The organism is Atlantibacter sp. MEI4A-1023 (assembly GCF_056155425.1).
The window spans coordinates 4,470,575-4,496,388 of sequence record NZ_CM149568.1 but is presented as its reverse complement, the minus strand read 5'-3'; the positions used below and the strand labels follow the sequence as shown (position 1 = coordinate 4,496,388).

Here is a 25,814-nt window from a genome sequence, read left to right as displayed (position 1 = left end):
ATCAGATAATGATTGGCGCTTTCAGCAATTCTTTAATCCATTGTTGCTTATCGCTATTCTGCAGCCAGATCGCATAAAGCGGGCGGGAGAGCGTGGCGGAATCAGCCACCATAAAAAGATCGCTTTTATCCGCCGCCCATGCGGTAGGCAACCAGGTGCAACCGTTCAGTTGTGGTAGCATTTGACGGGTAATTTCAGCGGAACTGGTGGTCAGAAAGGGAATATCATCCTGGCTGATAAGACCTGTCTCGTGCTGTTGAAAGTCAGGCCCCCATTCCAATCGTAGGTAACTCAATTCAGCGCGTTTTTTGTCGGGTGCTGAAGCAAAAAGGGCCAGCGCGAAATGCCCCAGCAGCTGGCTGGAAAACTCATCCATTTTCGGCGCTTCGGTGGTAATGAGCAGATCCAGTTGGCGTTCATGCAACTGTTTGACCAGCGACTGACGTTGCGCGATGCGGGCCTCAAACTGAAGATTGCTGTAAGTCCCGTACAGGCGCATCAGCCAGTCTGTCAGCACGCATTCCCATAACGAGGCGCTGGCTCCGATCGACAATTCGTTATGCCGGGTAGTGTGCGCGACTTCTTTCTTTGCCGCCTGCCAGGTGCTCATCAAATTCTCAGCATAGGGCAGTAATTTTTCACCCGCTGTGGTCAGCCGGATGTTGTTACGATGGCGGGTAAAAAGATTCACGCCCAACTGGTTCTCTAACTGACGGATACGAAAGCTAACTGCTGATTGCGTCAGGTAAAGCGCTTCCGCAGCACGCCCAAAATGGCGAGTTCTGCTGACTTCAAGGAAGGTTTTAAGCAAGTCAGTATCCACATCTCTCTCCGCAAAATTTTTTGTCGTTATGATTTAAATGTTTTGTTTGACGCTCTGTCAAGCGTAACTAATACTCCGCGCCATAAATAGCTCGGCCAAGAGAATTAGGAGCGTGTAGGATGGCGGAAAGCTTTACGACGACTAATCGATTTTTCGACAATAAATATTATCCGCGCGGGTTCTCTCGCCATGGTGATTTCACGATCAAAGAAGCGCAGTTGTTAGAACGTTGTGGCTATGCGTTCAATGAACTGGATTTAGGAAAACGCGAACCCACAAACGACGAAGAGAAACAGTTCGTCGCAGTTTGCCGGGGAGAGCGCGAGCCTGTAACGGAAGCTGAGCGTGTGTGGAGTAAGTACATGACGCGTATCAAGCGCCCAAAACGTTTCCATACCCTGTCAGGCGGCAAGCCGCAGATGGAAGGCGTGGAAGACTACACTGAGAGCGATGATTAAAAAATAGGGGCGATAAGCCCCTTTTTTACGCCAGCATCTTTTGCAGATGCACCAGCATCCTGTCGATAGCGCGATAGGACAATGCTTCCATAATGTGCTCGCGGAATATCCGTTCTGACCCAGCCATATCCGCAATCGTCCTGGCTACTCTTAATAACCTGAACCACGCGCGAGTTGAAAGGCCCAGCGCGGTTAAGATCTCTTCCATCCAGACCGCGTCCTCACTGGATAATTCGCAAAAAGCGTTGATGTCAGGGTTATCCAGTTGTGCATTCAACTTACCCTGGCGTTCATATTGTCGTTCCTGAACACGTTGTACCCTTGCACGTACCACAGCGCTGCTTTCTGTCGATAAATTCCGTTGGCTTAACATGCCTGGCTGAGGCAGCGGGATTTCCAGCGACATATCAAACCGGTCGAGAAACGGCCCGGAGAGCCGTCCCAGATAGCGTAAGGTTTGTTCCGGCGTACAGCGATTATGGTTGCCCTGATAATGCCCCGTTGGGCTGGGGTTCATGGCAGCAATGAGTTGAAAGCGTGCCGGATAGCTGACTTTAGCGCGAGTCCGCGAGATATGGATAATGCCGGACTCAATCGGTTCTCTCAGCGCATCCAGCACGCGTCGCTCAAACTCCGGTAATTCATCCAGAAAAAGCACGCCATTATGGGCCAGTGAAATTTCGCCGGGTAAGGGAATAGCGCCGCCGCCAACCATCGCTGTTAATGACGCGCTGTGATGAGGAGCCCGAAAGGGGCGCTGACGCCACTGTTGATAGATCGTCAACGGGTTAACCAGGCTATGGATTGCTGCGCTCTCCAGCGCCTCCCGATCGCTTAATATCGGCAGTAACCCATTAAGCCGACTGGCTAACATGGTTTTGCCCGTACCGGGCGGCCCGATAAACAGCAAGTTATGGCCGCCCGCTGCCGTAATTTCCAGCGCACGCTTTCCCTGCTGCTGACCCACTACCTCATTGAGATCGCCTGTTATTACCGGTACCGCAAGAGGTTCTCTACAGGGCGGCTCCAGTTCAGCTTTGCTCTCAAGAAAAGCGCACACCTGCTGTAAATGCTGGGCAATGAGACAGCCTTCTTCCTGAATTAGCCCTACCTCCTGCGAATTGTCTTTAGAGACGACGATCTTTCTCCCGCAGCGTAATGCTTCCATTGCGGCGCAGATTGCACCGGGAACGCCTCTCAGAGCGCCTGTAAGCGCGAGCTCACCAACAAACTCGTAACACTCCAGATTTTGGGCAGTAAGCTGCTCAGACGCCGCCAGCAGCGCCACAGCGATAGGCAAATCATATCTCCCTCCTTGCTTAGGTAAATCCGCCGGTGCCAGGTTAATGGTGATTTTGCGTGCCGGGAAGGTGTACCCGCTGTTGATCAAAGCGCTACGAACGCGATCTCTGGCCTCCTTCACGGTGGTTTCAGGTAGCCCAACAATAGTGAGCCCGGGTAAGCCCTGGCTGATATGAACTTCAACTGTCACCAGCGGGGCGGTGACGCCTAACGCTGCACGTGTATAGATGACCGATAGCGACATAACTCCTCCAGTGAGGAGATTTTGTCAGTTTGCTCGCGACAGAAAAAACAGTGTTTGATGAATTTACGAGCGTCATTCCAGGCTTTGTATGCAGTTTTCATATTTGACATGGGAACCGGAAGAGAAGCCGCAAAACTAAAAGTGAGCCAAAAACCGTGAGAACTGCGTTATTCCTGAAAAAAAACCATTTCGAATTTTAACGTTAAAAAACAGCAGCTTCTTGAGTATTTCATCCGAAATCAAAAACGCCAACTGTAAAAATTTGTTGTATGTTGTTCCCGCTCTATGGTAACTCTTTAGGTATTCCTTCGATTACGATGTAAGAAATAACCAAAATGACAGCCCTTCTACGAGTGATTAGCCTAGTCGTGATTAGCGTGGTGGTGATTATTATCCCACCGTGCGGGGCTGCACTTGGAGGAAGAAAGGCTTAAAAATCAAGCCTGAATCAACGAGAACCCCCGCACCGAAAGGTCCGGGGGTTTTTTATTAGCTAAAGAATGGTGATGAGAGGTGAATGATGTGTTCTAGCATAAAATCCTGTTTGCCTCATTCTGTGACGGAAGATTAACTATGAATGGTGCTCAGTGGGTGGTACATGCTTTGCGGGCTCAGGGAGTGGACACGGTTTTCGGCTACCCAGGTGGTGCGATAATGCCCGTGTACGATGCGTTATATGACGGAGGCGTCGAGCATTTACTGTGCCGCCACGAGCAAGGTGCCGCCATGGCCGCTATCGGCTATGCGCGTTCGACCGGTAAAACAGGCGTTTGCATCGCCACCTCTGGCCCTGGTGCCACTAACTTGATCACCGGCTTAGCGGATGCGTTACTGGATTCCGTTCCCGTTGTCGCCATCACCGGGCAGGTTGCTTCCCCGCTGATTGGCACCGACGCGTTTCAGGAGGTGGATGTGCTGGGTCTTTCACTGGCATGTACCAAGCACAGCTTCCTTGTTGAATCCTTAGAAGAATTGCCAGGCATCATCGCCGAAGCGTTTGAAGTTGCGAATTCAGGCCGCCCTGGTCCGGTTCTGGTTGATATCCCCAAAGACGTTCAAATTGCCAGCGGCGATCTCGAGCCTTGCCTGGCGGCAGTAGAAGACACCTTTGAGATACCCTATGCCGAGCTGGAACAGGCTCGCGCCATGCTGAACCAGGCGAAAAAGCCGATGGTCTATGTGGGCGGCGGTGTTGGGATGGCGCAGGCCGTTCCTGCGTTACGTGAATTTTTAGCCGTCACCGCGATGCCCGCCACCGTCACGCTGAAAGGCCTCGGCACAGTACCAGCCGATTATCCGGGCTATGTAGGGATGCTGGGCATGCACGGCACCAAAGCCGCCAACCTGGCGGTGCAGGAGTGCGACCTGCTGATCGCCGTGGGCGCGCGCTTCGATGACCGCGTGACCGGCAAACTGAACACCTTCGCGCCGCACGCGAAAGTGATCCATATGGATATCGATCCGGCAGAGATGAACAAACTGCGTCAGGCACATGTCGCCTTGCAAGGTTCCCTGAATCACTTACTGCCTGCTTTACAAAAACCGTTAGCCATCGATGCCTGGCGCGAAGAAGTTAGCGCATTGCGTGCCGAACACGCCTGGCGTTACGACCATCCCGGCGAGGCCATCTATGCGCCGCTGCTGTTAAAACAGCTCTCCGAGCGTAAACCGCACGATTGCGTAGTGACCACCGACGTCGGTCAGCACCAGATGTGGGCCGCACAGCATATGTCCTTCAGCCGCCCGGAAAACTTCATCACCTCAAGTGGTTTGGGTACGATGGGATTTGGCTTGCCGGCAGCGGTCGGCGCGCAGGTGGCGCGTCCTGACGATATGGTGATCTGCGTGTCCGGTGACGGTTCATTCATGATGAACGTCCAGGAGCTGGGCACGGTGAAGCGAAAGCAGCTGCCGTTAAAAATCGTGTTACTGGACAACCAGCGTTTAGGCATGGTTCGCCAGTGGCAGCAGTTGTTCTTCGCCGAGCGCTACAGTGAAACCACCCTGACCGATAACCCTGATTTTTTAATGCTGGCCCGCGCCTTTGGCATCCCTGGCCAGCACATTACCCGCAAAGACCAGGTAGAAGCCGCGCTTAACGAAATGTTGACGAGCGAAGGGCCGTATCTGCTTCACGTCTCAATCGATGAACTGGAAAACGTCTGGCCGCTGGTACCACCGGGTGCCAGTAACTCACAAATGCTGGAGAAATTATCATGATGCAACATCAACTGGCGGTACAGGCGCGTTTTCGTCCAGAGACGCTGGAGCGCGTGCTCCGTGTGGTTCGCCATCGCGGTTTTGAAATCTGCTCAATGAACATGGCGACGGCAAGCAACGCCGAAAATATAAATATTGAATTGACCGTTGCCAGCCTTCGCCCTGTCGAATTACTGTTTAGTCAGCTTAGTAAGCTGGTCGATGTCGCTTATGTCGAGATCCAGCAAGAAACACATCACTCATTATCACAACAAATTCGCGCATAAGCGCAAAGGAAGAAAAATGACGACGAAGAAAGCTGATTATATCTGGTTCAACGGTGAGATGGTTCCGTGGGGCGAGGCGAAGGTTCACGTGATGTCTCATGCGCTGCACTATGGTACGTCAGTCTTTGAAGGCATCCGTTGCTACGACTCCCATAAAGGCCCGGTGGTTTTTCGTCATCGCGAGCACATGCAACGCCTGCGTGACTCCGCAAAAATCTATCGCTTTCCGGTCACGCAGAGCGTGGACGAGCTGATGGAAGCGTGCCGTCAGGTGATCCGTAAAAACAATCTGGTGAGCGCTTACATTCGTCCGCTGGTCTTTGTCGGCGATGTCGGTATGGGCGTGAACCCGCCTCCGGGATACACCACCGATGTGATTATCGCCGCGTTCCCGTGGGGCGCATACCTGGGTGCCGAAGCGCTGGAGCAGGGCATCGACGCCATGGTTTCTTCCTGGAACCGCGTTGCGCCGAACACCATCCCGACCGCCGCGAAAGCGGGCGGCAACTATCTTTCCTCCCTGCTGGTTGGCAGCGAAGCGCGCCGCCACGGTTATCAGGAAGGTATCGCACTGGATGTGAACGGTTATATCTCCGAAGGCGCAGGTGAAAACCTGTTTGAAGTAAAAGACGGCATTCTGTTCACTCCGCCGTTCACCTCTTCGGCGCTGCCGGGTATCACCCGTGATGCGATTATCAAGCTGGCACAAGATCTGGGTATCGAAGTGCGCGAGCAGGTGCTGTCCCGCGAATCGCTGTACCTTGCCGATGAAGTCTTTATGTCCGGTACCGCCGCTGAAATCACCCCGGTGCGCAGCGTGGACGGCATCCAGGTCGGCGAAGGCCGCTGTGGCCCAGTCACCAAACGTATTCAGCAAGCATTCTTTGGCCTTTTCACCGGTGAAACCGAGGATAAATGGGGCTGGTTGGATCAGGTAAATTCATAATTAAAAATGGGACGGCTCGCACCGTCCCATTTAACAGATACAGATGGGAGTAACTAAAGCATGCCTAAGTACCGTTCCGCCACCACCACCCATGGCCGTAATATGGCGGGTGCCCGCGCATTATGGCGCGCCACCGGCATGACCGACGCCGACTTCGGCAAGCCGATTATCGCGGTGGTGAACTCTTTTACCCAGTTCGTGCCGGGCCATGTGCATCTGCGTGATTTGGGCAAACTGGTTGCCGAGCAAATCGAGGCCTCAGGCGGCGTAGCAAAAGAGTTTAATACCATTGCTGTGGATGATGGCATCGCCATGGGCCACGGCGGCATGCTTTATTCACTGCCGTCCCGCGAACTGATTGCCGACTCGGTGGAGTACATGGTGAATGCCCACTGCGCCGATGCCATGGTGTGCATTTCCAACTGCGACAAAATCACCCCAGGAATGTTGATGGCCTCGCTGCGCCTGAATATTCCGGTGATCTTCGTTTCAGGCGGGCCAATGGAAGCAGGCAAAACCAAGCTTTCTGACAAAATCATCAAACTGGACCTGGTTGACGCCATGATCCAGGGCGCGGACCCGACAGTCAGCAACGAACAAAGCGATCAGGTTGAACGCTCGGCGTGCCCGACCTGTGGCTCCTGCTCCGGGATGTTCACCGCTAACTCCATGAACTGCCTGACCGAAGCGCTGGGCCTGTCGCAGCCGGGCAACGGCTCGCTGCTGGCGACCCACTCCGATCGTAAAGAGCTGTTCCTGAACGCCGGTAAACGCATTGTTGAGTTAACTAAACGCTATTACGAGCAGGACGATGCCCGCGCGCTGCCGCGCAATATCGCCAGCAAAGCCGCGTTTGAAAACGCCATGACGCTGGATATTGCCATGGGCGGCTCGACCAACACGGTATTGCACCTGTTGGCGGCGGCGCAGGAAGCCGAAATTGATTTCACCATGAGCGATATCGATAAGCTATCGCGCCAGGTGCCGCAGCTGTGTAAGGTTGCGCCAAGCACCCAGAAATACCATATGGAAGATGTGCACCGCGCAGGCGGCGTGCTGGGGATCCTGGGCGAACTCGATCGCGCAAACTTGTTGAATCGCGACGTGTATAACGTGCTGGGGTTAACCCTCCCGGAAACGCTCGATCGTTACGACATCATGCTGACCAAAGACGATGCGGTGAAAAGTATGTTCTCCGCAGGCCCGGCGGGTATCCGCACCACGCAGGCGTTTTCTCAGTCCTGCCGTTGGGATTCGCTGGATGATGACCGCCAGGGTGGCTGTATCCGTTCGCTGGAGCATGCCTACAGCCAGGACGGCGGTCTGGCGGTGCTGTACGGCAACTTTGCTGAAAATGGCTGCATCGTGAAAACCGCAGGCGTGGACGACAGCATTCTCAAATTCACCGGCCCGGCAAAAGTCTATGAAAGCCAGGACGACGCGGTAGAAGCCATTCTTGGCGGCAAAGTGGTGGCGGGCGACGTGGTGGTTATCCGTTACGAAGGGCCGAAAGGCGGACCGGGTATGCAGGAGATGCTCTATCCGACCACCTTCCTGAAATCCATGGGTCTTGGCAAAGCCTGCGCGCTGATCACCGATGGACGTTTCTCCGGCGGTACTTCCGGCCTGTCCATCGGCCACGTTTCCCCGGAAGCGGCAAGCGGCGGCGCGATCGGCCTGATTGAAGACGGCGATCTGATTGCCATCGACATCCCGAATCGCGATATTCAGTTGCAGGTCAGCGATCGCGATCTGGCTGCCCGTCGTGAAGCGCAGGAAGCGCGTGGCGAGCAGGCCTGGACGCCGCGTAACCGCGAACGTCAGGTTTCCTTCGCCCTGCGTGCCTACGCAAGCCTGGCCACCAGTGCGGATAAAGGCGCGGTGCGCGATAAATCGAAACTTGGGGGTTAATCATGGCCGACGTCCAACCCCTGCCTGCCGCCCCCTGTGGGGCGGAATATTTGCGCGCGGTGCTGCGTTCGCCGGTATATGAAGTGGCGCAGGTTACCCCGCTGCAAAAAATGGAAAAACTGTCATCCCGCCTCGGCAACGTGATTCTGGTGAAGCGGGAAGATCGCCAGCCGGTTCACAGCTTTAAGCTGCGCGGCGCTTACGCCATGATGGCGAATCTTTCCGACGAGCAAAAATCTCGCGGCGTGGTCACGGCATCTGCCGGCAACCATGCCCAGGGTGTCGCGCTCTCTTCGTCACGCCTCGGACTGAAATCGCTGATTGTGATGCCGGTCAGCACGGCGGATATCAAAGTAGACGCGGTACGCGGCTTCGGCGGTGAAGTGCTGCTGCACGGTGCGAACTTCGACGAAGCCAAAGCCAAAGCGATTGAGCTCTCCACCCAGCAGGGCTTCACCTATGTGCCGCCGTTCGACCATCCGGCAGTTATCGCCGGGCAGGGCACGCTGGCGCTGGAACTGCTTCAGCAGGACGCGCATATCGACCGGGTATTTGTTCCGGTGGGCGGCGGCGGCCTGGCGGCGGGCGTGGCGGTGTTGATCAAACAGCTAATGCCGCAGATCAAAGTGATCGCCGTAGAAGCAGAAGATTCCGCCTGCCTGAAGGCGGCGCTGGATGCCGGTAAGCCGGTAGATTTGCCGCGCGTTGGGCTGTTCGCCGAGGGCGTGGCGGTGAAGCGCATCGGCGATGAAACCTTCCGTGTCTGCCAGGAGTATCTGGATGACATCGTGACGGTAGACAGCGATGCGATCTGCGCGGCGATGAAAGATCTGTTTGAGGACGTGCGCGCCGTGGCGGAGCCGTCTGGCGCGCTGGCGCTGGCAGGCATGAAGAAGTATATCCAGCAGCACAACATCCACGGCGAGCGTCTGGCTCATGTGTTGTCTGGCGCGAACGTTAACTTCCACGGGCTGCGCTACGTTTCCGAGCGCTGCGAGTTGGGCGAACAGCGTGAAGCGCTGCTGGCGGTCACTATCCCGGAAGAGAAAGGCAGCTTCCTCAAGTTTTGTCAGCTGCTGGGCGGCCGTTCGGTTACGGAATTTAACTACCGTTTCGCGGATGCCAGAGACGCCTGCATTTTCGTGGGCGTGCGGTTGAGCCGTGGCATGGAAGAGCGCAAAGAGATCCTCAGCATGCTGGCCGACGGTGGCTACGCTGTGGTGGATCTGTCCGATGACGAGATGGCGAAACTGCACGTGCGCTATATGGTTGGCGGACGGCCTTCGCGCCCGCTCCACGAGCGGCTGTACAGTTTCGAATTCCCGGAATCGCCGGGCGCGCTGCTGAAGTTTTTACAAACCCTCGGCACCCACTGGAATATTTCGCTATTCCACTACCGCAGCCACGGCACCGATTATGGCCGCGTGCTGGCCGCGTTTGAGCTGGGCGATCACGAACCGGATTTCGAGACCCGACTCAATGAGCTGGGTTACGACTGTCATGATGAGTCAAATAACCCGGCGTTCCGCTTCTTCCTGGCGGGTTAGTGGTTCGGCAATAACGTCCAGAACGCATCAATAAGCGGCTCATGCAGCCGCTTTTTTTGTGCGCAAACGCCAAGCTCAAACGGCGTTTTCTCATCGCTGCGCTCTAAAATCATCACGCGGTTACGCACCGGTTCCGGGCTGTTTTCCAGCACCACTTCCGGCAGCAACGCCACGCCGCAGCCGAGCGCCACCATGGACACCATCGCTTCGTGTCCGCCGACGGTAGCATATATCGACGGATTGCTGATTTTCTGGCGGCGGAACCATAATTCGATGCGGCGGCGCACCGGCCCCTGATCGGCCATGATAAACGGCACCGTCGACCAGTCGGGGTCATCTACTGAGACCTGATTGCGCACCGGGCAGGGCAGCGCCGGGGCGATCAGCACCACCGCCAGATTTTCCAGCATCGAGAACGCCACCGCGCCGGGCAGCGTTTCCGGCTTGCCCGCAATCGCCAGATCCGCTTCGCCCGTGACCACTTTTTCCATCGCGTCGGCGGCATCGCCGGTGGTGAGCTTAATTTCTACCGAAGGATGCTCGGCGCGGAACCGGTCAAGGATCGGCGGCAGATGGCTGTAAGCGGCGGTGACGGAGCAGAAAATATGCAATTCGCCCGAGAGCGATGGCCCCTGCTGATCGATGGTGTGGCGCAGTTGCTGATACTGCAACAGTGTTTGTTGGGCGAAAACGCGCAGCGATTCTCCAGCTTCGGTTAACGTCACCGTGCGGTTGTCGCGTACAAACAGCGCCTGGCCGAGATCCTCTTCCAGCCGCTGGATCTGCCGGGAAAGTGTGGATGGGCTGACGTGCATCGCCCGCGCGCTACGGCCAAAATGGCGGCTTTCCGCCAGATGCAGGAAGGTTTTAAGATCGCGTAAATCCACAGGCGGCACTCCCGGTTTGACGTTGCAGAAATTGCAATGTGACGTTGTGAATATATCAATTTCCGCAATAAATTTCCTGTTGTAATGTGGGTACATTCTCGCTCGACAGCGAACCGAACAATAAGCACCACAACACGACGAGGTTTCATCATGGCTAATTATTTCAACACACTGAACCTGCGCCAGCAGCTGGCGCAACTGGGTAAATGTCGCTTTATGGGCCGCGACGAATTTGCCGATGGCGCAAGCTATCTTCAGGGTAAAAAAGTGGTCATCGTCGGTTGTGGCGCGCAGGGCCTGAACCAGGGCCTGAACATGCGCGACTCCGGTCTGGATATCTCTTATGCCTTGCGTAAAGAAGCCATCGCGGAAAAACGCGCCTCCTGGCGTAAAGCCACCGAAAACGGTTTTGCCGTGGGCACTTATGAAGAGTTGATCCCGCAGGCGGACCTGGTAGTTAACCTGACGCCAGACAAACAGCACTCCGACGTGGTGCGTTCCGTTCAGCCGCTGATGAAAGACGGCGCGGCGCTGGGCTACTCTCACGGTTTCAACATCGTTGAAGTGGGCGAGCAGATCCGTAATGACATCACCGTGGTGATGGTTGCGCCGAAGTGCCCTGGCACCGAAGTGCGTGAAGAGTACAAACGTGGTTTTGGCGTACCGACCCTGATCGCCGTACACCCGGAAAACGATCCGAAAGGCGAAGGCATGGCGATTGCTAAAGCCTGGGCTGCGGCCACCGGCGGTCACCGTGCGGGCGTGCTGGAATCCTCTTTCGTTGCGGAAGTGAAATCTGACCTCATGGGTGAGCAGACCATTCTCTGCGGTATGTTGCAAGCCGGTTCTCTGCTGTGCTTCGACAAGCTGGTGGAAGAAGGCGCTGACCCGGCTTACGCGGAAAAACTGATTCAGTTCGGCTGGGAAACCATCACCGAAGCGCTGAAGCAGGGCGGTATCACCCTGATGATGGACCGCCTGTCTAACCCGGCGAAACTGCGCGCTTATGCGCTGTCTGAACAGCTGAAAGAAATTATGGCGCCGCTGTTCCAGAAACACATGGACGACATCATCTCCGGCGAGTTCTCCTCCGGCATGATGGCGGACTGGGCCAACGACGATAAAAACCTGCTGACCTGGCGTGAAGAGACCGGCAAAACTGCCTTTGAAACCGCGCCGCAGTATGAAGGCAAAATCAGCGAGCAGGAGTACTTCGATAAAGGCGTACTGATGATCGCGATGGTAAAAGCGGGCGTTGAACTGGCGTTCGAAACCATGGTGGATTCCGGCATCATCGAAGAGTCTGCATACTATGAATCACTGCACGAGCTGCCGCTGATCGCCAACACCATCGCCCGTAAGCGCCTGTATGAAATGAACGTGGTTATCTCCGATACCGCCGAGTACGGTAACTACCTGTTCTCTTACGCCTGCGTACCGTTGCTGAAAGAGTTTATGACCACGCTGCAACCGGGCGACCTGGGCAAAGCGGTAGAAGGCAGTGCGGTGGATAACGCGCAGTTGCGTGACGTGAACGACGCGATCCGCAGCCATGCGATTGAAGCGGTAGGCCAGAAACTGCGTGGTTATATGACGGATATGAAACGCATCGCCGTCGCGGGATAATCTCCGTTACGACAAAAAAACCCGGTGAATTTCACCGGGTTTTTTTATTAGTTACGGTACAGCACCTTAATGATGTGGTAACCGAACTGGGTGTGCAGCGGGCCGGTTGGTTCCAACACCGGGCAGGAGAACACCACTTTATCGAATGCCGGCACCATCTGGCCCTGGCGGAATTCGCCTAAGTGGCCGCCTTTTTTGCCTGATGGACAAATGGAGTGCTTCTTCGCCAACTTCTCGAAATCGCCGCCGTTTTTAATCTGCTCCAGAAGATCCAGAGCCAATTTTTCTTCTTTAACCAGAATGTGCAGTGCTGCCGCTGTTTTAGCCATGTGGGTGCCTTAAGTCATAGGGATTACGGCGGCTATAGTAGCGATCCTTAATGGCGATACAACACCTTAATGATGTGATAGCCGAATTTAGTTTTTACCGGCCCGAAGGGTTTCAACAGTGGACAACTGAACACCGCCTGGTCAAAAGGGGCGACCATCGCACCTTTGCTGAACTCGCCCAAATTGCCGCCGTTGCGCCCGGATGGGCAACTGGAGTAGCGTTTTGCCAGGGTATCAAAACTGACGCCGCGCTCGAGTTTTTGCATGATCTCCAGCGCCAGTTTTTCAGTCTTGACGAGGATATGCAGGGCCGCTGCGGTTCTTGCCATAATTAATCTCCGGGAAGTCATTCGCTTGCCTTCACTTTACCATTCCCTGACCGGATTGCCGTTAATTCCTCGTTCCGCTTTTGCTACAATCCCTCCCCCGTTCGAAGATTGAGCAACCATCATGCGTTTAAACCCCGGTCAACAACACGCTGTCGAATTCGTCACCGGCCCCTGTCTGGTGCTGGCGGGCGCTGGCTCCGGTAAGACTCGCGTGATTACCAATAAAATCGCCCACCTGATCCGCGGCTGCGGCTACCAGGCAAAACATATCGCGGCGGTGACCTTTACCAATAAGGCAGCGCGCGAGATGAAAGAGCGCGTGGCGCAAACCCTCGGGCGCAAAGAGGCGCGCGGCCTGATGATCTCAACTTTCCATACCCTGGGGCTTGAGATTATCAAACGCGAATACAAGGCCTTAGGCATGAAGGCCAATTTCTCGCTGTTCGACGACACCGATCAGCTGGCGCTCATCAAGGAACTCACCGACGGATTGGTGGAGAACGATAAATCACTGTACCAGCAGCTGCTGTCTACCATTTCGAACTGGAAAAACGACCTTCTGAACCCGGCCCAGGCGGCGGCGCAGGCCAAAGGCGAGCGTGACCGCATTTTTGCCCATTGCTATAGCCTGTATGACGCCCATCTAAAAGCCTGTAACGTCCTTGATTTTGACGACTTGATCCTGCTGCCGACTCTGCTTTTACAGCGCAATGAAGAAGTACGCGAGCGCTGGCAGAACCGCATCCGCTATTTGCTGGTGGATGAGTATCAGGATACCAACACCAGCCAGTATGAAATGGTGAAACTGCTGGTGGGCGCGCGGGCGCGGTTTACCGTAGTGGGTGATGACGATCAGTCCATCTACTCCTGGCGCGGCGCGCGACCGCAAAACCTGGTGTTGCTCAGTAAAGATTTTCCGGCGTTGCAGGTGATTAAGCTGGAGCAGAACTACCGCTCATCAGGGCGCATCCTGAAGGCGGCGAACATCCTGATTGCCAATAACCCGCACGTATTCGAAAAAAAGCTGTTTTCTGAACTGGGTTATGGCACTGAGTTAAAAGTGCTTTCTGCCAATCATGAAGAGCATGAAGCGGAGAGAGTGGCGGGTGAACTTATTGCCCATCACTTCATCAATAAAACCCAGTACAAGGATTATGCCATCCTCTATCGCGGTAACCACCAGTCGCGGGTGTTTGAAAAACTGCTGATGCAAAACCGCATTCCGTATCGCATCTCTGGCGGGACGTCGTTCTTCTCGCGCCCGGAAATTAAAGATTTACTGGCCTATCTGCGAATACTCACTAACCCGGACGACGACAGCGCGTTTATGCGGATTGTGAATACGCCGCGCCGGGAAATCGGCCCTGCCACGCTGCAAAAACTGGGCGAATGGGCTAACCAGCGTAACAAGAGCCTGTTCACCGCCAGCTTCGATATGGGGCTGAGCCAGACCCTCACCGGGCGCGGCTATGAATCCTTAACCCGCTTTACCCACTGGCTGGGCGATGTAGCCCGCCTGGCGGAACGCGAGCCGGTGGCGGCGGTGCGCGATCTGATCCACGGGATTGATTACGAATCCTGGCTTTACGAGACCTCGCCCAGCCAGAAAGCCGCGGAAATGCGCATGAAAAACGTTAACCAGCTGTTTAGCTGGATGACTGAAATGCTGGAAGGCTCGGAGCTTGAGGAGCCGATGACGCTCACTCAGGTTGTCACCCGTTTCACGTTGCGCGACATGATGGAACGCGGTGAAAGCGAAGAGGATCTCGATCAGGTCCAGTTGATGACCCTGCACGCCTCAAAAGGTCTGGAATTCCCTTATGTGTTCCTGGTCGGCATGGAAGAAGGCCTGTTGCCGCATCAGAGCAGCATTGATGAAGATAACGTCGATGAGGAGCGCCGGCTCGCCTACGTAGGGATCACCCGCGCCCAGAAAGAGCTGACGTTTACCCTGTGCAAAGAGCGCCGCCAGTACGGGGAATTAGTGCGCCCGGAACCAAGCCGCTTCCTGCTGGAATTGCCGCAGGACGATGTGCTTTGGGAGCAGGAACGTAAGGTGGTTTCACCTCAGGAGCGGATGCAGAAAGGACAGGGGCATCTGGCGAATTTGAAGGCGATGATGGCAAAGGCGCGAGGCGAGAACAATACGTAAGCGCCCGGAAAAGGGCGCAGACGATTAATGAATGTCTAACGGCCAGTGAACGTAACTCTGCCAGAGTTGTTCCTGCTCCAGCGACTCGGCGGCAAGCGGATGGCTGGGTAACCAGTTTTCCGGCAGGGTGAGGGTGAGCGTATCGCCCTTTGCCGACAAATCTACCGTCGGCAGCGTATCGTCGCGGCGGCGGCTGGCGAACATTATCGACAGCCGCAGCAGACGGCACAGCTGCTCGGCCACACGCGGCGGCACGGCGTTTTGCTGGTGCAAAGAAGAAAGATCTACCGGGCTGGTTTGATTCAACAGCAGGGTGGACAGCAGCTTTTTCTGCGCGGGGGTGAAGCCGGGTAAATCAAGGTTGCTCACCAGCCATGCGGCGTGCAGCGGTGCCTGTTTGAAATCGACGCTTAAACCAATTTCGTGCAGTTGCGCCGCGGCATACAGCATCGCTTTGCTGAGTTCATCCAGTTGCCAGGCGTTCGCCGTCTGGGCGATAAACTTTTCTGCCAAATGTGATACGCGCTGTGCCTGTTCGGTATCAACCAAAAACCGGCGCTGAATATTACGCAGCGTGCGGCTACGAATATCCTGATCCACCGACAAATGCAGCATACCGTAGACCAGCCCTTCGCGCAGCGCGCCGCCCGCCAGCGTCATGCACTCAATTTTCAGTTCTTTAAAGATGGCGATCAGAATGGCGAGACCGCTGGGGAATACCAGCGCGCGCTCCAGCGTCAGTCCTTCGATTTCCAGCTCTTCCAGGCGGCCGCAATGAATAGCGCGCTGTTTCAACTGTTCGAGCTTGGCAAGCGTGATGCGCTCGTCCATGCCCTGCGCCATCATGATTTCCTGTAGCGCCTGTACGGTGCCGGATGCGCCGACACAGGTTTGCCAGCCGTGTTTTTGCAGCTCGCCGATAACCGGTTGTAACACCGCGCTGGCAGCCTGCTGTGCTGCATCGAAGTTTTCTTTGGTCAGGCTACGATCGGTGAAAAAACGCTCAAGCCAGGTCACGCACCCCATCGACAGGCTAAATAGCGAGGTCGCCTGCGCGGCGGTGCCGGTCACCAGTTCGGTACTGGCACCGCCAATATCCACTACCAGACGACGATCTGCGCCACCCGTGGTGTGCGCCACGCCCTGGTAAATCAGCCGCGCTTCTTCTTCACCGCTGATCACCTGAACCGGGCAGCCTAAAATTTGCTGCGCTTTTTCGATGAATTCGGCGGAGTTGACCGCGAGCCGCAACGTGGCGGTGGCGACGGCGCGTACCTGGAGAGAAGGGATATCCTGCAAACGTTCAGCGAACAGCCGCAGGCATTGCCAGCCGCGTTCCATTGCTTCTTGCGAGAGAGTGTTGTCACTGCTTAAGCCCGCCGCGAGGCGGACTTTGCGTTTGATGCGCGTGAGGGTCTGGATACTTCCCGCCACCTCACGCACGACCAGCATATGAAAACTATTCGAACCGAGATCAATGGCTGCATACAGCGAGGCGGCGGAGGGCATCTCTGTTAACCTGTGCGGCGACGGTTTCGGGGCGCACCACCGGTGCGACGTGGGCCATTGCCGGAACGAACGCGGGTAAGGCGTTTCGGCGGTGGCAGTTGGCTCAGCAGCGCATCAGGGTTATATTTGCTGACCGGAATCGAATGGCTGATATAACTTTCAATTGCCGGAAGGTTCAACGCGTACTCTTCACAGGCCAGGCTGATAGAGTGCCCGCTGGCGCCTGCACGCCCGGTACGGCCAATGCGGTGAACGTAATCTTCGCAGTCGTCCGGCAGGTCGTAGTTGAACACATGCGTTACCGCTGGGATGTGTAAGCCACGAGCCGCAACGTCGGTCGCAACCAGAATATCCAGATCGCCACGGGTAAATTCTTCAAGAATACGCAGACGTTTTTTCTGCGCTACGTCGCCGGTTAACAAGCCTACGCGATGACCGTCGGCGGCAAGATGGCCCCAAATGTCTTCACAGCGATGTTTGGTATTGGCGAAAATAATCGCGCGGTCTGGCCACTCTTCTTCAATCAGCGTTTGTAGCAGACGCATCTTTTCTTCGTTGGACGGATAGAAAAGTTCTTCTTTAATCCGGTGGCCGGTTTTCTGTTCCGGTTCGACTTCCACATATTCCGCGTTGTTCATCTGCTCGAAAGCCAGTTCACGCACGCGGTAAGAAAGGGTGGCGGAAAACAGCATATTCAGACGCTGGGTCACCGGCGGCATGCGACGGAACAACCAACGAATGTCTTTAATAAAGCCGAGATCGTACATGCGATCCGCTTCATCAAGCACCACGACCTGGATTGCACCCAGATTAATGTGGTTCTGTTTGGCGTAGTCGATTAAACGACCGGTGGTGCCGATCAGGATATCAACGCCGCTTTCCAGCACTTTAAGCTGTTTATCGTAACCGTCGCCGCCGTAGGCCAGGCCGATTTTCAGGCCGGTGGACTGCGTAAGCGGTTCTGCATCAGAGTGAATCTGGACGGCGAGTTCGCGCGTCGGCGCCATAATAATCGCGCGCGGCTGATTCACCTGGCGGTTTTCGATCGCCGGGTTAGAAAGGAGATAATGAAACGTTGACGTTAAAAACGCCATCGTTTTGCCGGTACCGGTTTGCGCCTGTCCTGCAACATCACGTCCCGCCAGCGTCAGGGGAAGTGCGAGTGCCTGAATCGGAGTGCAATTATGAAATCCTTTCTTTTCAAGGGCTTCAATCACCGCAGGGTGCAGGGCGAAGTCGGCAAACTTCTGTTCTGTTAAATGTGTTTTGCTCATAGTGTGGTAGAATATCAGCTAACTATTGCTTTACGAAAGCGTATCCGGTGAAATAAAGTCAACCTAATGTTGGTTAATGCTACACCAACACGCCAGGCCTAATCTTGTGGAGTAAAACATGAGCGATAAAATTATTCACCTGACCGATGACAGTTTTGACACGGATGTACTTAAAGCGGACGGGTTGATTCTTGTTGATTTCTGGGCAGAGTGGTGCGGCCCTTGTAAAATGATTGCGCCGATTCTGGATGAAATCGCTGATGAATATCAGGGCAAATTGACCATTGCCAAGCTGAACATTGACCAAAACCCAGGCACGGCACCGAAATACGGTATCCGCGGTATCCCAACCCTGCTGCTGTTTAAAAACGGCGAAGTGGCTGCGACTAAAGTGGGTGCGTTGTCTAAAGGTCAGCTGAAAGAGTTTCTGGACGCTAACCTGGCGTAATTGCCTCTTAGCCGGCGCGTGCACGGTCTGGAAAATTTTCGGACCGCTGGACGCCCGGCGATAGTCGTGCTAAGTTGTTTATCAACTGCTGTTTGAACTTGCCTTATAGTTTAAATCTTGTAATACCCAATACTTCCCGGCGCTGAGAGACAAACTTCTTTTAAGCACGCGTGAAGTGATTATTATCCGGGCTCATCATTCATTCCGTCTTGTCGTTTCAGTTCTGCGTTCTTTCCTGCAACCAGGCCACGAACAGACATGAGATGAAGGCCGTTAACAGGCATGGATGTTCCTGCCATACCATTCACAACATTAAGTTCGAGATTTACCCCGAGTTTAAGAACCCACCATTATGAATCTTACCGAATTAAAGAATACGCCGGTTTCTGAGCTGATTACTCTCGGCGAAAATATGGGGCTGGAAAACCTGGCCCGTATGCGCAAACAGGACATTATTTTCGCCATCCTGAAGCAACACGCTAAGAGTGGCGAAGATATCTTTGGCGACGGTGTGCTGGAGATATTGCAGGACGGGTTTGGTTTCCTCCGTTCCGCAGACAGCTCCTACCTTGCCGGTCCCGATGACATCTACGTTTCTCCCAGCCAAATCCGCCGTTTCAACCTCCGCACAGGGGATACCATCTCCGGTAAGATTCGTCCGCCGAAAGAAGGCGAGCGTTACTTTGCGCTGCTGAAAGTTAACGAAGTCAACTACGACAAACCTGAAAACGCCCGCAACAAAATCCTGTTCGAAAACCTTACCCCGCTGCACGCGAACTCCCGTTTGCGTATGGAGCGCGGCAACGGTTCAACCGAGGATTTAACCGCGCGCGTACTGGATCTGGCATCGCCGATTGGTCGTGGTCAGCGTGGCCTGATTGTGGCACCGCCGAAAGCCGGTAAAACCATGCTGCTACAGAACATCGCCCAGAGCATCGCATACAATCATCCAGACTGCGTGCTGATGGTGCTGCTGATTGACGAACGTCCTGAAGAAGTCACCGAGATGCAGCGTCTGGTGAAAGGCGAAGTGGTTGCGTCAACCTTCGACGAACCGGCTTCCCGCCACGTGCAGGTTGCGGAAATGGTTATCGAGAAGGCCAAGCGCCTGGTTGAGCACAAAAAAGACGTGATCATTCTGCTCGACTCCATCACCCGTCTGGCGCGTGCCTACAACACCGTGGTACCGGCTTCCGGTAAAGTGTTGACCGGTGGTGTGGACGCCAACGCCCTGCATCGTCCGAAGCGTTTCTTCGGTGCCGCGCGTAACGTGGAAGAGGGCGGTAGCCTGACTATCATCGCGACCGCGCTGATCGATACCGGCTCCAAAATGGACGAAGTTATCTACGAAGAATTTAAAGGTACAGGCAACATGGAACTGCACCTGTCTCGTAAGATTGCTGAAAAACGCGTGTTCCCGGCGATTGATTACAACCGCTCCGGTACCCGTAAAGAAGAGCTGCTCACCACTCAGGAAGAGCTGCAGAAAATGTGGATCCTGCGCAAGATTATTCACCCGATGGGCGAAATCGACGCGATGGAATTCCTCATTAATAAGCTGGCCATGACGAAGACCAACGATGATTTCTTCGACATGATGAAGCGCTCTTAAGTTGTAAAAACTCGGGGAACGCCACGCTTTGTCGTGGCGTTTTTCATTATAGTTTTTGGGATACGGAATTTTCCTCTTGCTCCAGGGTTTTTTCCCTGCCAAGGTCGCGTGACTTCTGTGAGTTGGCTATCTTTATCTTGCTGAATAATAAATAGTCCCATTCAAGGATGATGCATAACCGCCCTTCTGAAGCAATGACTTCGCGGTTATACTTCCAACGGACTTATCTTTTGCAGAGAGCGCACACTGTGAATTTAATTACCTCGGGTGCCGAGCTAATCGGTATCTTTCTATTCACAACCATTTTTCTTTTTTTCGCCCGTAAAGTGGCTAAAAAAATTGGATTGGTGGATAAGCCCAATTTCCGCAAACGCCATCAAGGATTAATTCCTCTGGTCGGCGGCATTTCCGTCTTTGCAGGCATCTGCTTTACTTTTGCGATTGCTGACTACTATATCCCCCATGCCATGTTGTACCTGTCGTGCGCCGGGGTACTGGTGCTGGTGGGCGCGCTGGACGATCGTTTCGATATCAGTGTCAAAATCCGTGCGCTAATTCAGGCGATAATCGCTGTCGTTATGATGTGGTTTGGCGGGTTGTACATGAGCAGCCTGGGCTATATTTTCGGCTCCTGGGAGATGGTGCTCGGTCCTTTCGGCTATTTCCTGACGCTGTTTGCGGTATGGGCCGCTATCAACGCGTTCAATATGGTGGATGGTATCGACGGGCTGCTCGGCGGTCTCTCTTGCGTGTCGTTTGCCGCCATGGGGCTGATTTTGTGGTTCGATGGGCAGCTCAGCCTGGCCATGTGGTGCTTCGCCATGATCGCGGCCATTCTGCCGTATATCCTGTCAAATCTCGGCGTACTGGGCCGCCGCTATAAAGTGTTCATGGGTGATGCAGGCAGTACGTTGATTGGTTTTACCGTCATCTGGATCCTGCTGGAAACCACCCAGGGCGTTACCCACCCGATTAGCCCGGTTACCGCGCTATGGATTATCGCGATCCCATTAATGGATATGGTCGCAATTATGTATCGCCGCTTACGTCGTGGCATGAGCCCTTTCTCCCCGGACCGCCAGCATATTCATCATCTGATCATGCGGGCTGGTTTTACTTCCCGACAAGCCTTTGTACTGATTACGCTGGCAGCTGCGCTGCTGGCGGGAATCGGCGTTGCTTCTGAATACGCACATTTCATTCCTGAATGGGTAATGTTGGCATTGTTCTTGCTAGCATTTTTCCTGTACGGGTACTGTATTAAGCGAGCGTGGAAAGTCGCGCGCCTGATCAAGCGCATCAAGCGCCGTATGCGCAGAAATAACGATAACAACCCGACATTAACCAAATGAAGCTGGGGAAGTGATGAAAGAGCAATTGCCAGGCATGCAACACGGGATGGTTGAAAATGAACTGGACGTGCGCGGTTTGTTCCGCACGTTCTGGGCGGGCAAAATCTGGATCGTTGGTTTTGCCGCGCTGTTTATTCTCGGCGCGCTGGTGTACACCATTTTTGCTCGCCAGGAGTGGAGTGCAACGGCTATTACCGATCGGCCCACGGTGAATATGTTGGGCAGCTACTACTCTCAGCAACAGTTCCTGCGCAACCTGGACGTGAAAACGAATCCCAACGGCGTTGAGCAGCCTTCAGTCATGGATGATGCTTATAAAGAATTCATCATGCAGTTATCTGCCTGGGATACCCGCCGTGATTTTTGGCTGCAAACGGATTATTACCAGCAGCGTAAAGCCGGAAACAGTAAAGTCGATGCGGCGCTGCTCGATGAACTGATCGGCAATATCCAGTTCACCGCAGGGGATTTCACCCGCAACTTGAATGATAGCGTTAAGCTGATCGCGGAAACCGCGCCGGACGCTAATAACTTGCTGCGCCAGTACGTGGCGTTTGCCAGCGAGCGCGCCGCCAGCCACTTAAATGACGAGCTGAAAGGTGCCTGGGCCGCGCGGACCATCCAGATGAAAGCGCAGGTAAAACGCCAGGAAGCCGTGGCCAAATCCATCTTTAGCCGCAAAGTGCAAAGTGTGCAGGAGGCGTTAAAAATCGCCCAACAACACAATATCTCCACCAGCGAAACGCAGGTCCCGGCGGAAGAATTACCTGATTCTGAACTGTTTATGCTGGGCCGTCCGATGTTGCAGGCACGCCTTGAGAATCTGCAGGCGGTCGGACCTTCTTTTGATATCAGCTACGACCAAAATCGGGCGATGCTCACGACGCTGAATGTCGGTCCATCGCTCGATCCCCGTTTTCAGACCTATCGTTATTTGAGAACGCCTGAAGAACCGGTGAAGCGCGACAGTCCGCGCAGAGCATTCCTGATGATTATGTGGGGCGCTGTTGGCGCGCTCATTGGTGCGGGTGTTGCCCTGGCCCGTCGTCGTCCCGTATAAGCATTTTTCAATGCGCGCAAGCCTGCGCGCAGGATTAAACAGAAGAGAAGCGTTGTGAAAGTATTAACCGTTTTTGGCACGCGTCCTGAAGCTATCAAGATGGCACCTCTGGTACATGCGCTGGCAAAAGACCCGTATTTCGATGCCAGGGTCTGTGTAACCGCACAGCACCGGGAGATGCTGGATCAGGTACTGCATTTGTTTTCTATCGTACCGGATTACGATCTCAATATTATGAAACCGGGGCAGGGATTAACGGAGATAACCTGTCGGATACTGGAGGGATTAAAGCCAGTACTTGAAGAATTTAAACCTGATGTGGTGTTAGTCCATGGCGACACCACGACGACAGTGGCCGCCAGCCTTGCTGCGTTTTATCAACGCATTCCGGTTGGACATGTTGAGGCGGGTTTACGCACGGGTGATCTGTCTTCGCCGTGGCCGGAAGAGGCAAACCGAACGCTGACTGGCCATCTTGCGATGTACCACTTTGCGCCCACAGAAAATTCACGTGCCAACCTGTTACGCGAAAATATACCGGACGAACGCACTTTTGTTACCGGCAATACGGTAATCGACGCGTTGATTTCGGTGCGCGATTCTCTCCTTAGCGATGAGTCACGCCAACGCGAGCTCGCCTCTCGCTATCCTTTTTTGCGCGACGATAAAAAATTAATCCTGGTAACAGGACACCGCCGTGAAAGTTTTGGCCAGGGGTTTGAGCATATTTGCCAGGCGCTGGCGGATATTGCTCGTGAAAATCAGGATGTACAAATTGTCTATCCGGTACATCTCAATCCGAATGTCAGCGAGCCGGTAAACCGTATTCTTGGCCAGGTCGAGAATGTCATTTTGATTGAACCGCAGGATTATCTGCCATTTGTATGGTTAATGAATCGCGCGTGGCTGATTTTGACGGATTCAGGTGGAATTCAGGAAGAGGCACCTTCATTGGGTAAACCAGTGTTAGTGATGCGTGAAACCACTGAGCGACCAGAAGCGATCGAAGCAGGAACAGTACGTCTGGTGGGCACCGATAGTGCGCGCATTGTCGCTGAGGTATCTCAGCTACTTAATGACGATAAGGAATACCAGGCGATGAGCCGGGCTCATAATCCTTATGGCGATGGAAAAGCCTGCGCTCGCATTTTGCAAGCGTTAAAGAATAATCGGATCACACTATGAGTTTTTCTACTATTTCAGTGATTGGACTGGGATATATCGGTTTACCGACTGCTGCTGCTTTTGCATCGCGCAAGACGCGGGTCATAGGGGTTGATATCAATCCTCGTGCGGTTGAGACGATTAACCGAGGTGAAATTCATATTGTTGAACCGGAGCTCGGCAGTGTAGTGAAAGCTGCCGTTGAAAACGGATTTCTACGCGCAACTACGCAGCCTGTTGAAGCGGATGCTTTTTTGATTGCTGTACCGACGCCGTTTAAACGAGAACACCAGCCCGATATGCAATACGTTCAGGCCGCTGTGGAGTCTATCGCGCCGGTATTGCGTAAAGGCAACCTGGTGATCCTGGAGTCTACCTCTCCCGTTGGCACTACCGAACAAATGGCGCAGTGGCTGGCGGCGTTACGCCCAGATCTCAGCTTCCCCCAGCAGGCCGGTGATGATGCCGATATCAACATCGCCTATTGCCCGGAACGAGTGCTGCCGGGCCAGGTGATGGTCGAGCTGATTAAAAATGACCGCGTCGTCGGTGGGATGACGGCGGTATGTTCTGCGCGCGCCAGTGAACTGTATTACATCTTCCTGGAGGGCGAGTGTGTAGTAACTAACGCCCGCACCGCTGAAATGTGCAAACTTACCGAAAACAGCTTCCGCGATGTAAATATCGCTTTTGCCAATGAGCTGTCGCTGATTTGCGCCGATCAAGACATCAACGTATGGGAACTGATTCGCCTGGCGAACCGCCATCCGCGCGTCAATATTTTGCAACCTGGCCCAGGCGTAGGCGGACACTGTATCGCGGTCGACCCGTGGTTTATCGTGGCGCAGAATCCGCAGCAGGCGCGTCTTATCCGCATCGCCCGTGAAGTGAACGATTACAAACCGCGCTGGGTGCTCGAGCGCGTTAAAGCGACCGTCGCCGATTGCCTTAACGCCAGCGGCAAGCGCGCCAGCGAACTGAAAGTCGCCTGTTTTGGCCTGGCGTTTAAACCCAATATTGATGATTTGCGCGAAAGCCCGGCGATGGAAATCGCTCATCAAATCGCCCAGTGGAACAGCGGCGAAACGCTGGTAGTGGAACCCAATATTCATGCGTTGCCCGAAAGCCTTGCGCCGCACTGTAAGCTAGTCACGATTGACGATGCGCTGGCGCAGGCTGATGTGCTGGTCATGCTGGTCGATCATGCGCCGTTTAGAGCTATCGAGGGCAGCGCCGTGCAGCAGGCATGGATTGTCGATACCAAAGGGGTATGGCGATGAAAAGTATTCTGGTTACCGGCGGCGCGGGGTTTATTGGTTCTGCGGTGGTCAGACATATCATTAATGACACCGCCGACAGTGTGGTTGTCGTGGATAAGCTGACGTACGCCGGCAACCTTGCCTCGCTTGCGCCGGTTGCCGACAACCCGCGCTTTGCTTTTGAAAAAGTGGATATTGTCGACAGAGCCGAGCTGGAGCGGGTATTCACAACCTGGCGGCCGGATATCGTTATGCATCTGGCGGCGGAAAGCCATGTTGATCGGTCAATCGACGGACCTGCTGCCTTTATCGAAACCAATATTGTCGGAACCTATACGTTGCTTGAAGCGGCCCGCGCCTGGTGGAACTCACTGGATGCGCCAGGTAAAGCGCGCTTTCGTTTCCATCACATCTCCACTGATGAGGTGTATGGCGACCTTCACAGCAGCGATGACTTTTTTACCGAGGCGACGGCTTACGCTCCCAGCAGCCCCTATTCTGCGACGAAAGCGGGCAGCGATCATTTGGTTCGTGCCTGGCAGCGCACCTACGGTTTGCCTACGCTGGTAACGAATTGCTCTAACAATTACGGGCCCTATCATTTTCCGGAAAAACTGATCCCGCTGATGATACTGAACGGGCTGGCAGGAAAGCCGCTGCCGGTTTATGGCGATGGGCAGCAAATCCGCGACTGGTTATACGTTGAGGACCATGCTCGTGCGCTCTACCTGGTAGCTACTCAGGGGGCAATTGGCGAAACATGGAATATTGGCGGGCATAACGAACGTAAAAATATCGATGTGGTGACTGCCATTTGCGATCTGCTTGAAGAGCTGGTCCCTCAAAAACCGCAAGGTATTGCGCAGTACCGCGACCTTATTACCTGGGTGGCGGACCGCCCTGGCCACGATCTGCGTTACGCCATTGACGCCAGCAAAATCGAGCGTGAGCTGGGCTGGCGCCCACAGGAATCATTTGAGAGTGGTATTCGTAAAACGGTGCAGTGGTATTTGCAGAATCCGGCTTGGTGGCAGCAAGTATTAGACGGAAGTTATCAGGGCGAGCGCCTGGGTCTTCAGCGTTAATTATCAGGAGA

The 25,814-nt window shown here is 54.5% G+C and carries 23 protein-coding genes; 16 read left to right on the top strand and 7 right to left on the bottom strand.

Annotation, left to right across the window (positions count from 1 at the left end; all coding sequences use genetic code 11):
- Position 1: 1 nt before the first annotated feature.
- Positions 2-853, bottom strand: a complete 852-nt coding sequence (gene hdfR, locus ACVV26_RS21315) for an HTH-type transcriptional regulator HdfR (RefSeq protein ID WP_474801951.1) — start codon at positions 851-853, stop codon at positions 2-4.
- Between the two features lie 89 nt (positions 854-942).
- Here hdfR and ACVV26_RS21310 point away from each other — a divergent pair, with 89 nt between their 5' ends.
- Entirely contained in the window at positions 943-1,281 is a 339-nt protein-coding gene (locus ACVV26_RS21310) for a MaoP family protein (protein ID WP_312984603.1), read from the top strand.
- Between the two features lie 25 nt (positions 1,282-1,306).
- On the opposite strand, the gene ACVV26_RS21305 is transcribed toward ACVV26_RS21310, so the two are convergent.
- Positions 1,307-2,827 carry a YifB family Mg chelatase-like AAA ATPase gene (locus ACVV26_RS21305; protein ID WP_474799237.1) on the bottom strand — a complete coding sequence of 507 codons (1,521 nt, stop codon included), beginning with the start codon at positions 2,825-2,827 and terminating at the stop codon, positions 1,307-1,309.
- A 335-nt stretch (positions 2,828-3,162) separates the two neighbouring features.
- Between ACVV26_RS21305 and ilvL the strand changes: the two genes are divergently transcribed.
- The 6 genes from ilvL (at position 3,163) to ilvA (ending at position 9,717) form a co-directional block, all read left to right on the top strand.
- Positions 3,163-3,261 (top strand): ilv operon leader peptide, encoded by a 99-nt coding sequence (gene ilvL / locus ACVV26_RS21300; RefSeq protein ID WP_474799236.1) that lies wholly within the window; start codon positions 3,163-3,165, stop codon positions 3,259-3,261.
- 139 nt (positions 3,262-3,400) lie between these two features.
- Positions 3,401-5,047 carry an acetolactate synthase 2 catalytic subunit gene (ilvG, locus tag ACVV26_RS21295; RefSeq protein ID WP_474799234.1) on the top strand — a complete coding sequence of 549 codons (1,647 nt, stop codon included), beginning with the start codon at positions 3,401-3,403 and terminating at the stop codon, positions 5,045-5,047.
- The gene (gene ilvM, locus ACVV26_RS21290) at positions 5,044-5,313 is read left to right on the top strand and encodes an acetolactate synthase 2 small subunit (RefSeq protein ID WP_312984599.1); all 270 of its coding nucleotides are present in this window, start codon (positions 5,044-5,046) and stop codon (positions 5,311-5,313) included. The genes ilvG and ilvM overlap by 4 nt, the downstream gene beginning before the upstream one ends.
- A gap of 16 nt (positions 5,314-5,329) precedes the next feature.
- A complete protein-coding gene (locus ACVV26_RS21285) occupies positions 5,330-6,259 on the top strand; it encodes a branched-chain amino acid transaminase (RefSeq protein WP_125295429.1) in 930 nt (309 codons plus the stop codon).
- A gap of 60 nt (positions 6,260-6,319) precedes the next feature.
- On the top strand, positions 6,320-8,170 hold the full coding sequence (gene ilvD, locus ACVV26_RS21280) for a dihydroxy-acid dehydratase (RefSeq protein WP_474799233.1): 1,851 nt from the start codon (positions 6,320-6,322) through the stop codon (positions 8,168-8,170).
- Between the two features lie 2 nt (positions 8,171-8,172).
- Positions 8,173-9,717: a threonine ammonia-lyase, biosynthetic gene (gene ilvA / locus ACVV26_RS21275; protein ID WP_474799232.1), complete on the top strand. Its 1,545-nt coding sequence runs from the start codon at positions 8,173-8,175 to the stop codon at positions 9,715-9,717.
- Here ilvA and ilvY read toward each other — a convergent pair.
- The gene (gene ilvY / locus ACVV26_RS21270; RefSeq protein ID WP_125295432.1) at positions 9,714-10,604 is read right to left on the bottom strand and encodes an HTH-type transcriptional activator IlvY; all 891 of its coding nucleotides are present in this window, start codon (positions 10,602-10,604) and stop codon (positions 9,714-9,716) included. The two genes, ilvA and ilvY, sit on opposite strands and share 4 nt — an antisense overlap.
- Positions 10,605-10,754: 150 nt before the next feature.
- On the opposite strand from ilvY, the gene ilvC reads away from it, so the two are divergent.
- Positions 10,755-12,230 (top strand): ketol-acid reductoisomerase, encoded by a 1,476-nt coding sequence (gene ilvC / locus ACVV26_RS21265; protein ID WP_474799230.1) that lies wholly within the window; start codon positions 10,755-10,757, stop codon positions 12,228-12,230.
- A 47-nt stretch (positions 12,231-12,277) separates the two neighbouring features.
- On the opposite strand, the gene ppiC (ACVV26_RS21260) is transcribed toward ilvC, so the two are convergent.
- Together ppiC (ACVV26_RS21260) and ppiC (ACVV26_RS21255) are read right to left on the bottom strand one after the other, a co-directional pair.
- Positions 12,278-12,559, bottom strand: coding sequence for a peptidylprolyl isomerase PpiC (gene ppiC, locus ACVV26_RS21260; RefSeq protein ID WP_001140255.1), 282 nt, complete (start codon positions 12,557-12,559; stop codon positions 12,278-12,280).
- A gap of 47 nt (positions 12,560-12,606) precedes the next feature.
- Positions 12,607-12,888, bottom strand: a complete 282-nt coding sequence (ppiC, locus tag ACVV26_RS21255) for a peptidylprolyl isomerase PpiC (RefSeq protein ID WP_125295434.1) — start codon at positions 12,886-12,888, stop codon at positions 12,607-12,609.
- Positions 12,889-13,009: 121 nt separating this feature from the next.
- On the opposite strand from ppiC (ACVV26_RS21255), the gene rep reads away from it, so the two are divergent.
- Entirely contained in the window at positions 13,010-15,040 is a 2,031-nt protein-coding gene (rep, locus tag ACVV26_RS21250; protein WP_474799229.1) for a DNA helicase Rep, read from the top strand.
- A 24-nt stretch (positions 15,041-15,064) separates the two neighbouring features.
- Here the strand turns inward: rep and gppA are convergent, their stop codons facing one another.
- On the bottom strand, positions 15,065-16,549 hold the full coding sequence (gppA, locus tag ACVV26_RS21245) for a guanosine-5'-triphosphate,3'-diphosphate diphosphatase (RefSeq protein WP_474799227.1): 1,485 nt from the start codon (positions 16,547-16,549) through the stop codon (positions 15,065-15,067).
- Between the two features lie 5 nt (positions 16,550-16,554).
- Positions 16,555-17,823, bottom strand: coding sequence for an ATP-dependent RNA helicase RhlB (rhlB, locus tag ACVV26_RS21240; protein ID WP_474799226.1), 1,269 nt, complete (start codon positions 17,821-17,823; stop codon positions 16,555-16,557).
- A 118-nt stretch (positions 17,824-17,941) separates the two neighbouring features.
- Here rhlB and trxA point away from each other — a divergent pair, with 118 nt between their 5' ends.
- The 7 genes from trxA (at position 17,942) to rffG (ending at position 25,803) form a co-directional block, all read left to right on the top strand.
- Positions 17,942-18,271: a thioredoxin TrxA gene (gene trxA, locus ACVV26_RS21235; protein WP_002437994.1), complete on the top strand. Its 330-nt coding sequence runs from the start codon at positions 17,942-17,944 to the stop codon at positions 18,269-18,271.
- Between the two features lie 352 nt (positions 18,272-18,623).
- Positions 18,624-19,883: a transcription termination factor Rho gene (gene rho / locus ACVV26_RS21230; protein ID WP_002437993.1), complete on the top strand. Its 1,260-nt coding sequence runs from the start codon at positions 18,624-18,626 to the stop codon at positions 19,881-19,883.
- A 248-nt stretch (positions 19,884-20,131) separates the two neighbouring features.
- Entirely contained in the window at positions 20,132-21,235 is a 1,104-nt protein-coding gene (gene wecA, locus ACVV26_RS21225; protein ID WP_312984583.1) for a UDP-N-acetylglucosamine--undecaprenyl-phosphate N-acetylglucosaminephosphotransferase, read from the top strand.
- A 13-nt stretch (positions 21,236-21,248) separates the two neighbouring features.
- Positions 21,249-22,295: an ECA polysaccharide chain length modulation protein gene (wzzE, locus tag ACVV26_RS21220; RefSeq protein ID WP_474799224.1), complete on the top strand. Its 1,047-nt coding sequence runs from the start codon at positions 21,249-21,251 to the stop codon at positions 22,293-22,295.
- A 54-nt stretch (positions 22,296-22,349) separates the two neighbouring features.
- Entirely contained in the window at positions 22,350-23,480 is a 1,131-nt protein-coding gene (gene wecB, locus ACVV26_RS21215) for a non-hydrolyzing UDP-N-acetylglucosamine 2-epimerase (protein ID WP_474799223.1), read from the top strand.
- Positions 23,477-24,739, top strand: coding sequence for a UDP-N-acetyl-D-mannosamine dehydrogenase (gene wecC / locus ACVV26_RS21210; protein WP_474799221.1), 1,263 nt, complete (start codon positions 23,477-23,479; stop codon positions 24,737-24,739). Before wecB ends, wecC begins: the two co-directional genes overlap by 4 nt.
- Positions 24,736-25,803: a dTDP-glucose 4,6-dehydratase gene (gene rffG / locus ACVV26_RS21205; protein WP_474799219.1), complete on the top strand. Its 1,068-nt coding sequence runs from the start codon at positions 24,736-24,738 to the stop codon at positions 25,801-25,803. Before wecC ends, rffG begins: the two co-directional genes overlap by 4 nt.
- Positions 25,804-25,814 lie beyond the last annotated feature (11 nt).

Excerpts from the sequence above, each read along its gene's own strand:
- ppiC (WP_125295434.1), bottom strand. The coding sequence starts at position 12,888 with ATGGCAAGAACCGCAGCGGCCCTGCATATCCTCGTCAAGACTGAAAAA.
- ilvC (WP_474799230.1), top strand. The coding sequence starts at position 10,755 with ATGGCTAATTATTTCAACACACTGAACCTGCGCCAGCAGCTGGCGCAA.
- rho (WP_002437993.1), top strand. The coding sequence starts at position 18,624 with ATGAATCTTACCGAATTAAAGAATACGCCGGTTTCTGAGCTGATTACT.
- ACVV26_RS21310 (WP_312984603.1), top strand. The coding sequence starts at position 943 with ATGGCGGAAAGCTTTACGACGACTAATCGATTTTTCGACAATAAATAT.
- wzzE (WP_474799224.1), top strand. The coding sequence starts at position 21,249 with ATGAAAGAGCAATTGCCAGGCATGCAACACGGGATGGTTGAAAATGAA.
- wecC (WP_474799221.1), top strand. The coding sequence starts at position 23,477 with ATGAGTTTTTCTACTATTTCAGTGATTGGACTGGGATATATCGGTTTA.
- ilvL (WP_474799236.1), top strand. The coding sequence starts at position 3,163 with ATGACAGCCCTTCTACGAGTGATTAGCCTAGTCGTGATTAGCGTGGTG.
- ppiC (WP_001140255.1), bottom strand. The coding sequence starts at position 12,559 with ATGGCTAAAACAGCGGCAGCACTGCACATTCTGGTTAAAGAAGAAAAA.
- ilvD (WP_474799233.1), top strand. The coding sequence starts at position 6,320 with ATGCCTAAGTACCGTTCCGCCACCACCACCCATGGCCGTAATATGGCG.
- gppA (WP_474799227.1), bottom strand. The coding sequence starts at position 16,549 with ATGCCCTCCGCCGCCTCGCTGTATGCAGCCATTGATCTCGGTTCGAAT.
- ilvG (WP_474799234.1), top strand. The coding sequence starts at position 3,401 with ATGAATGGTGCTCAGTGGGTGGTACATGCTTTGCGGGCTCAGGGAGTG.
- ACVV26_RS21285 (WP_125295429.1), top strand. The coding sequence starts at position 5,330 with ATGACGACGAAGAAAGCTGATTATATCTGGTTCAACGGTGAGATGGTT.
- rep (WP_474799229.1), top strand. The coding sequence starts at position 13,010 with ATGCGTTTAAACCCCGGTCAACAACACGCTGTCGAATTCGTCACCGGC.
- ilvA (WP_474799232.1), top strand. The coding sequence starts at position 8,173 with ATGGCCGACGTCCAACCCCTGCCTGCCGCCCCCTGTGGGGCGGAATAT.
- rffG (WP_474799219.1), top strand. The coding sequence starts at position 24,736 with ATGAAAAGTATTCTGGTTACCGGCGGCGCGGGGTTTATTGGTTCTGCG.
- trxA (WP_002437994.1), top strand. The coding sequence starts at position 17,942 with ATGAGCGATAAAATTATTCACCTGACCGATGACAGTTTTGACACGGAT.
- rhlB (WP_474799226.1), bottom strand. The coding sequence starts at position 17,823 with ATGAGCAAAACACATTTAACAGAACAGAAGTTTGCCGACTTCGCCCTG.
- ACVV26_RS21305 (WP_474799237.1), bottom strand. The coding sequence starts at position 2,827 with ATGTCGCTATCGGTCATCTATACACGTGCAGCGTTAGGCGTCACCGCC.
- ilvM (WP_312984599.1), top strand. The coding sequence starts at position 5,044 with ATGATGCAACATCAACTGGCGGTACAGGCGCGTTTTCGTCCAGAGACG.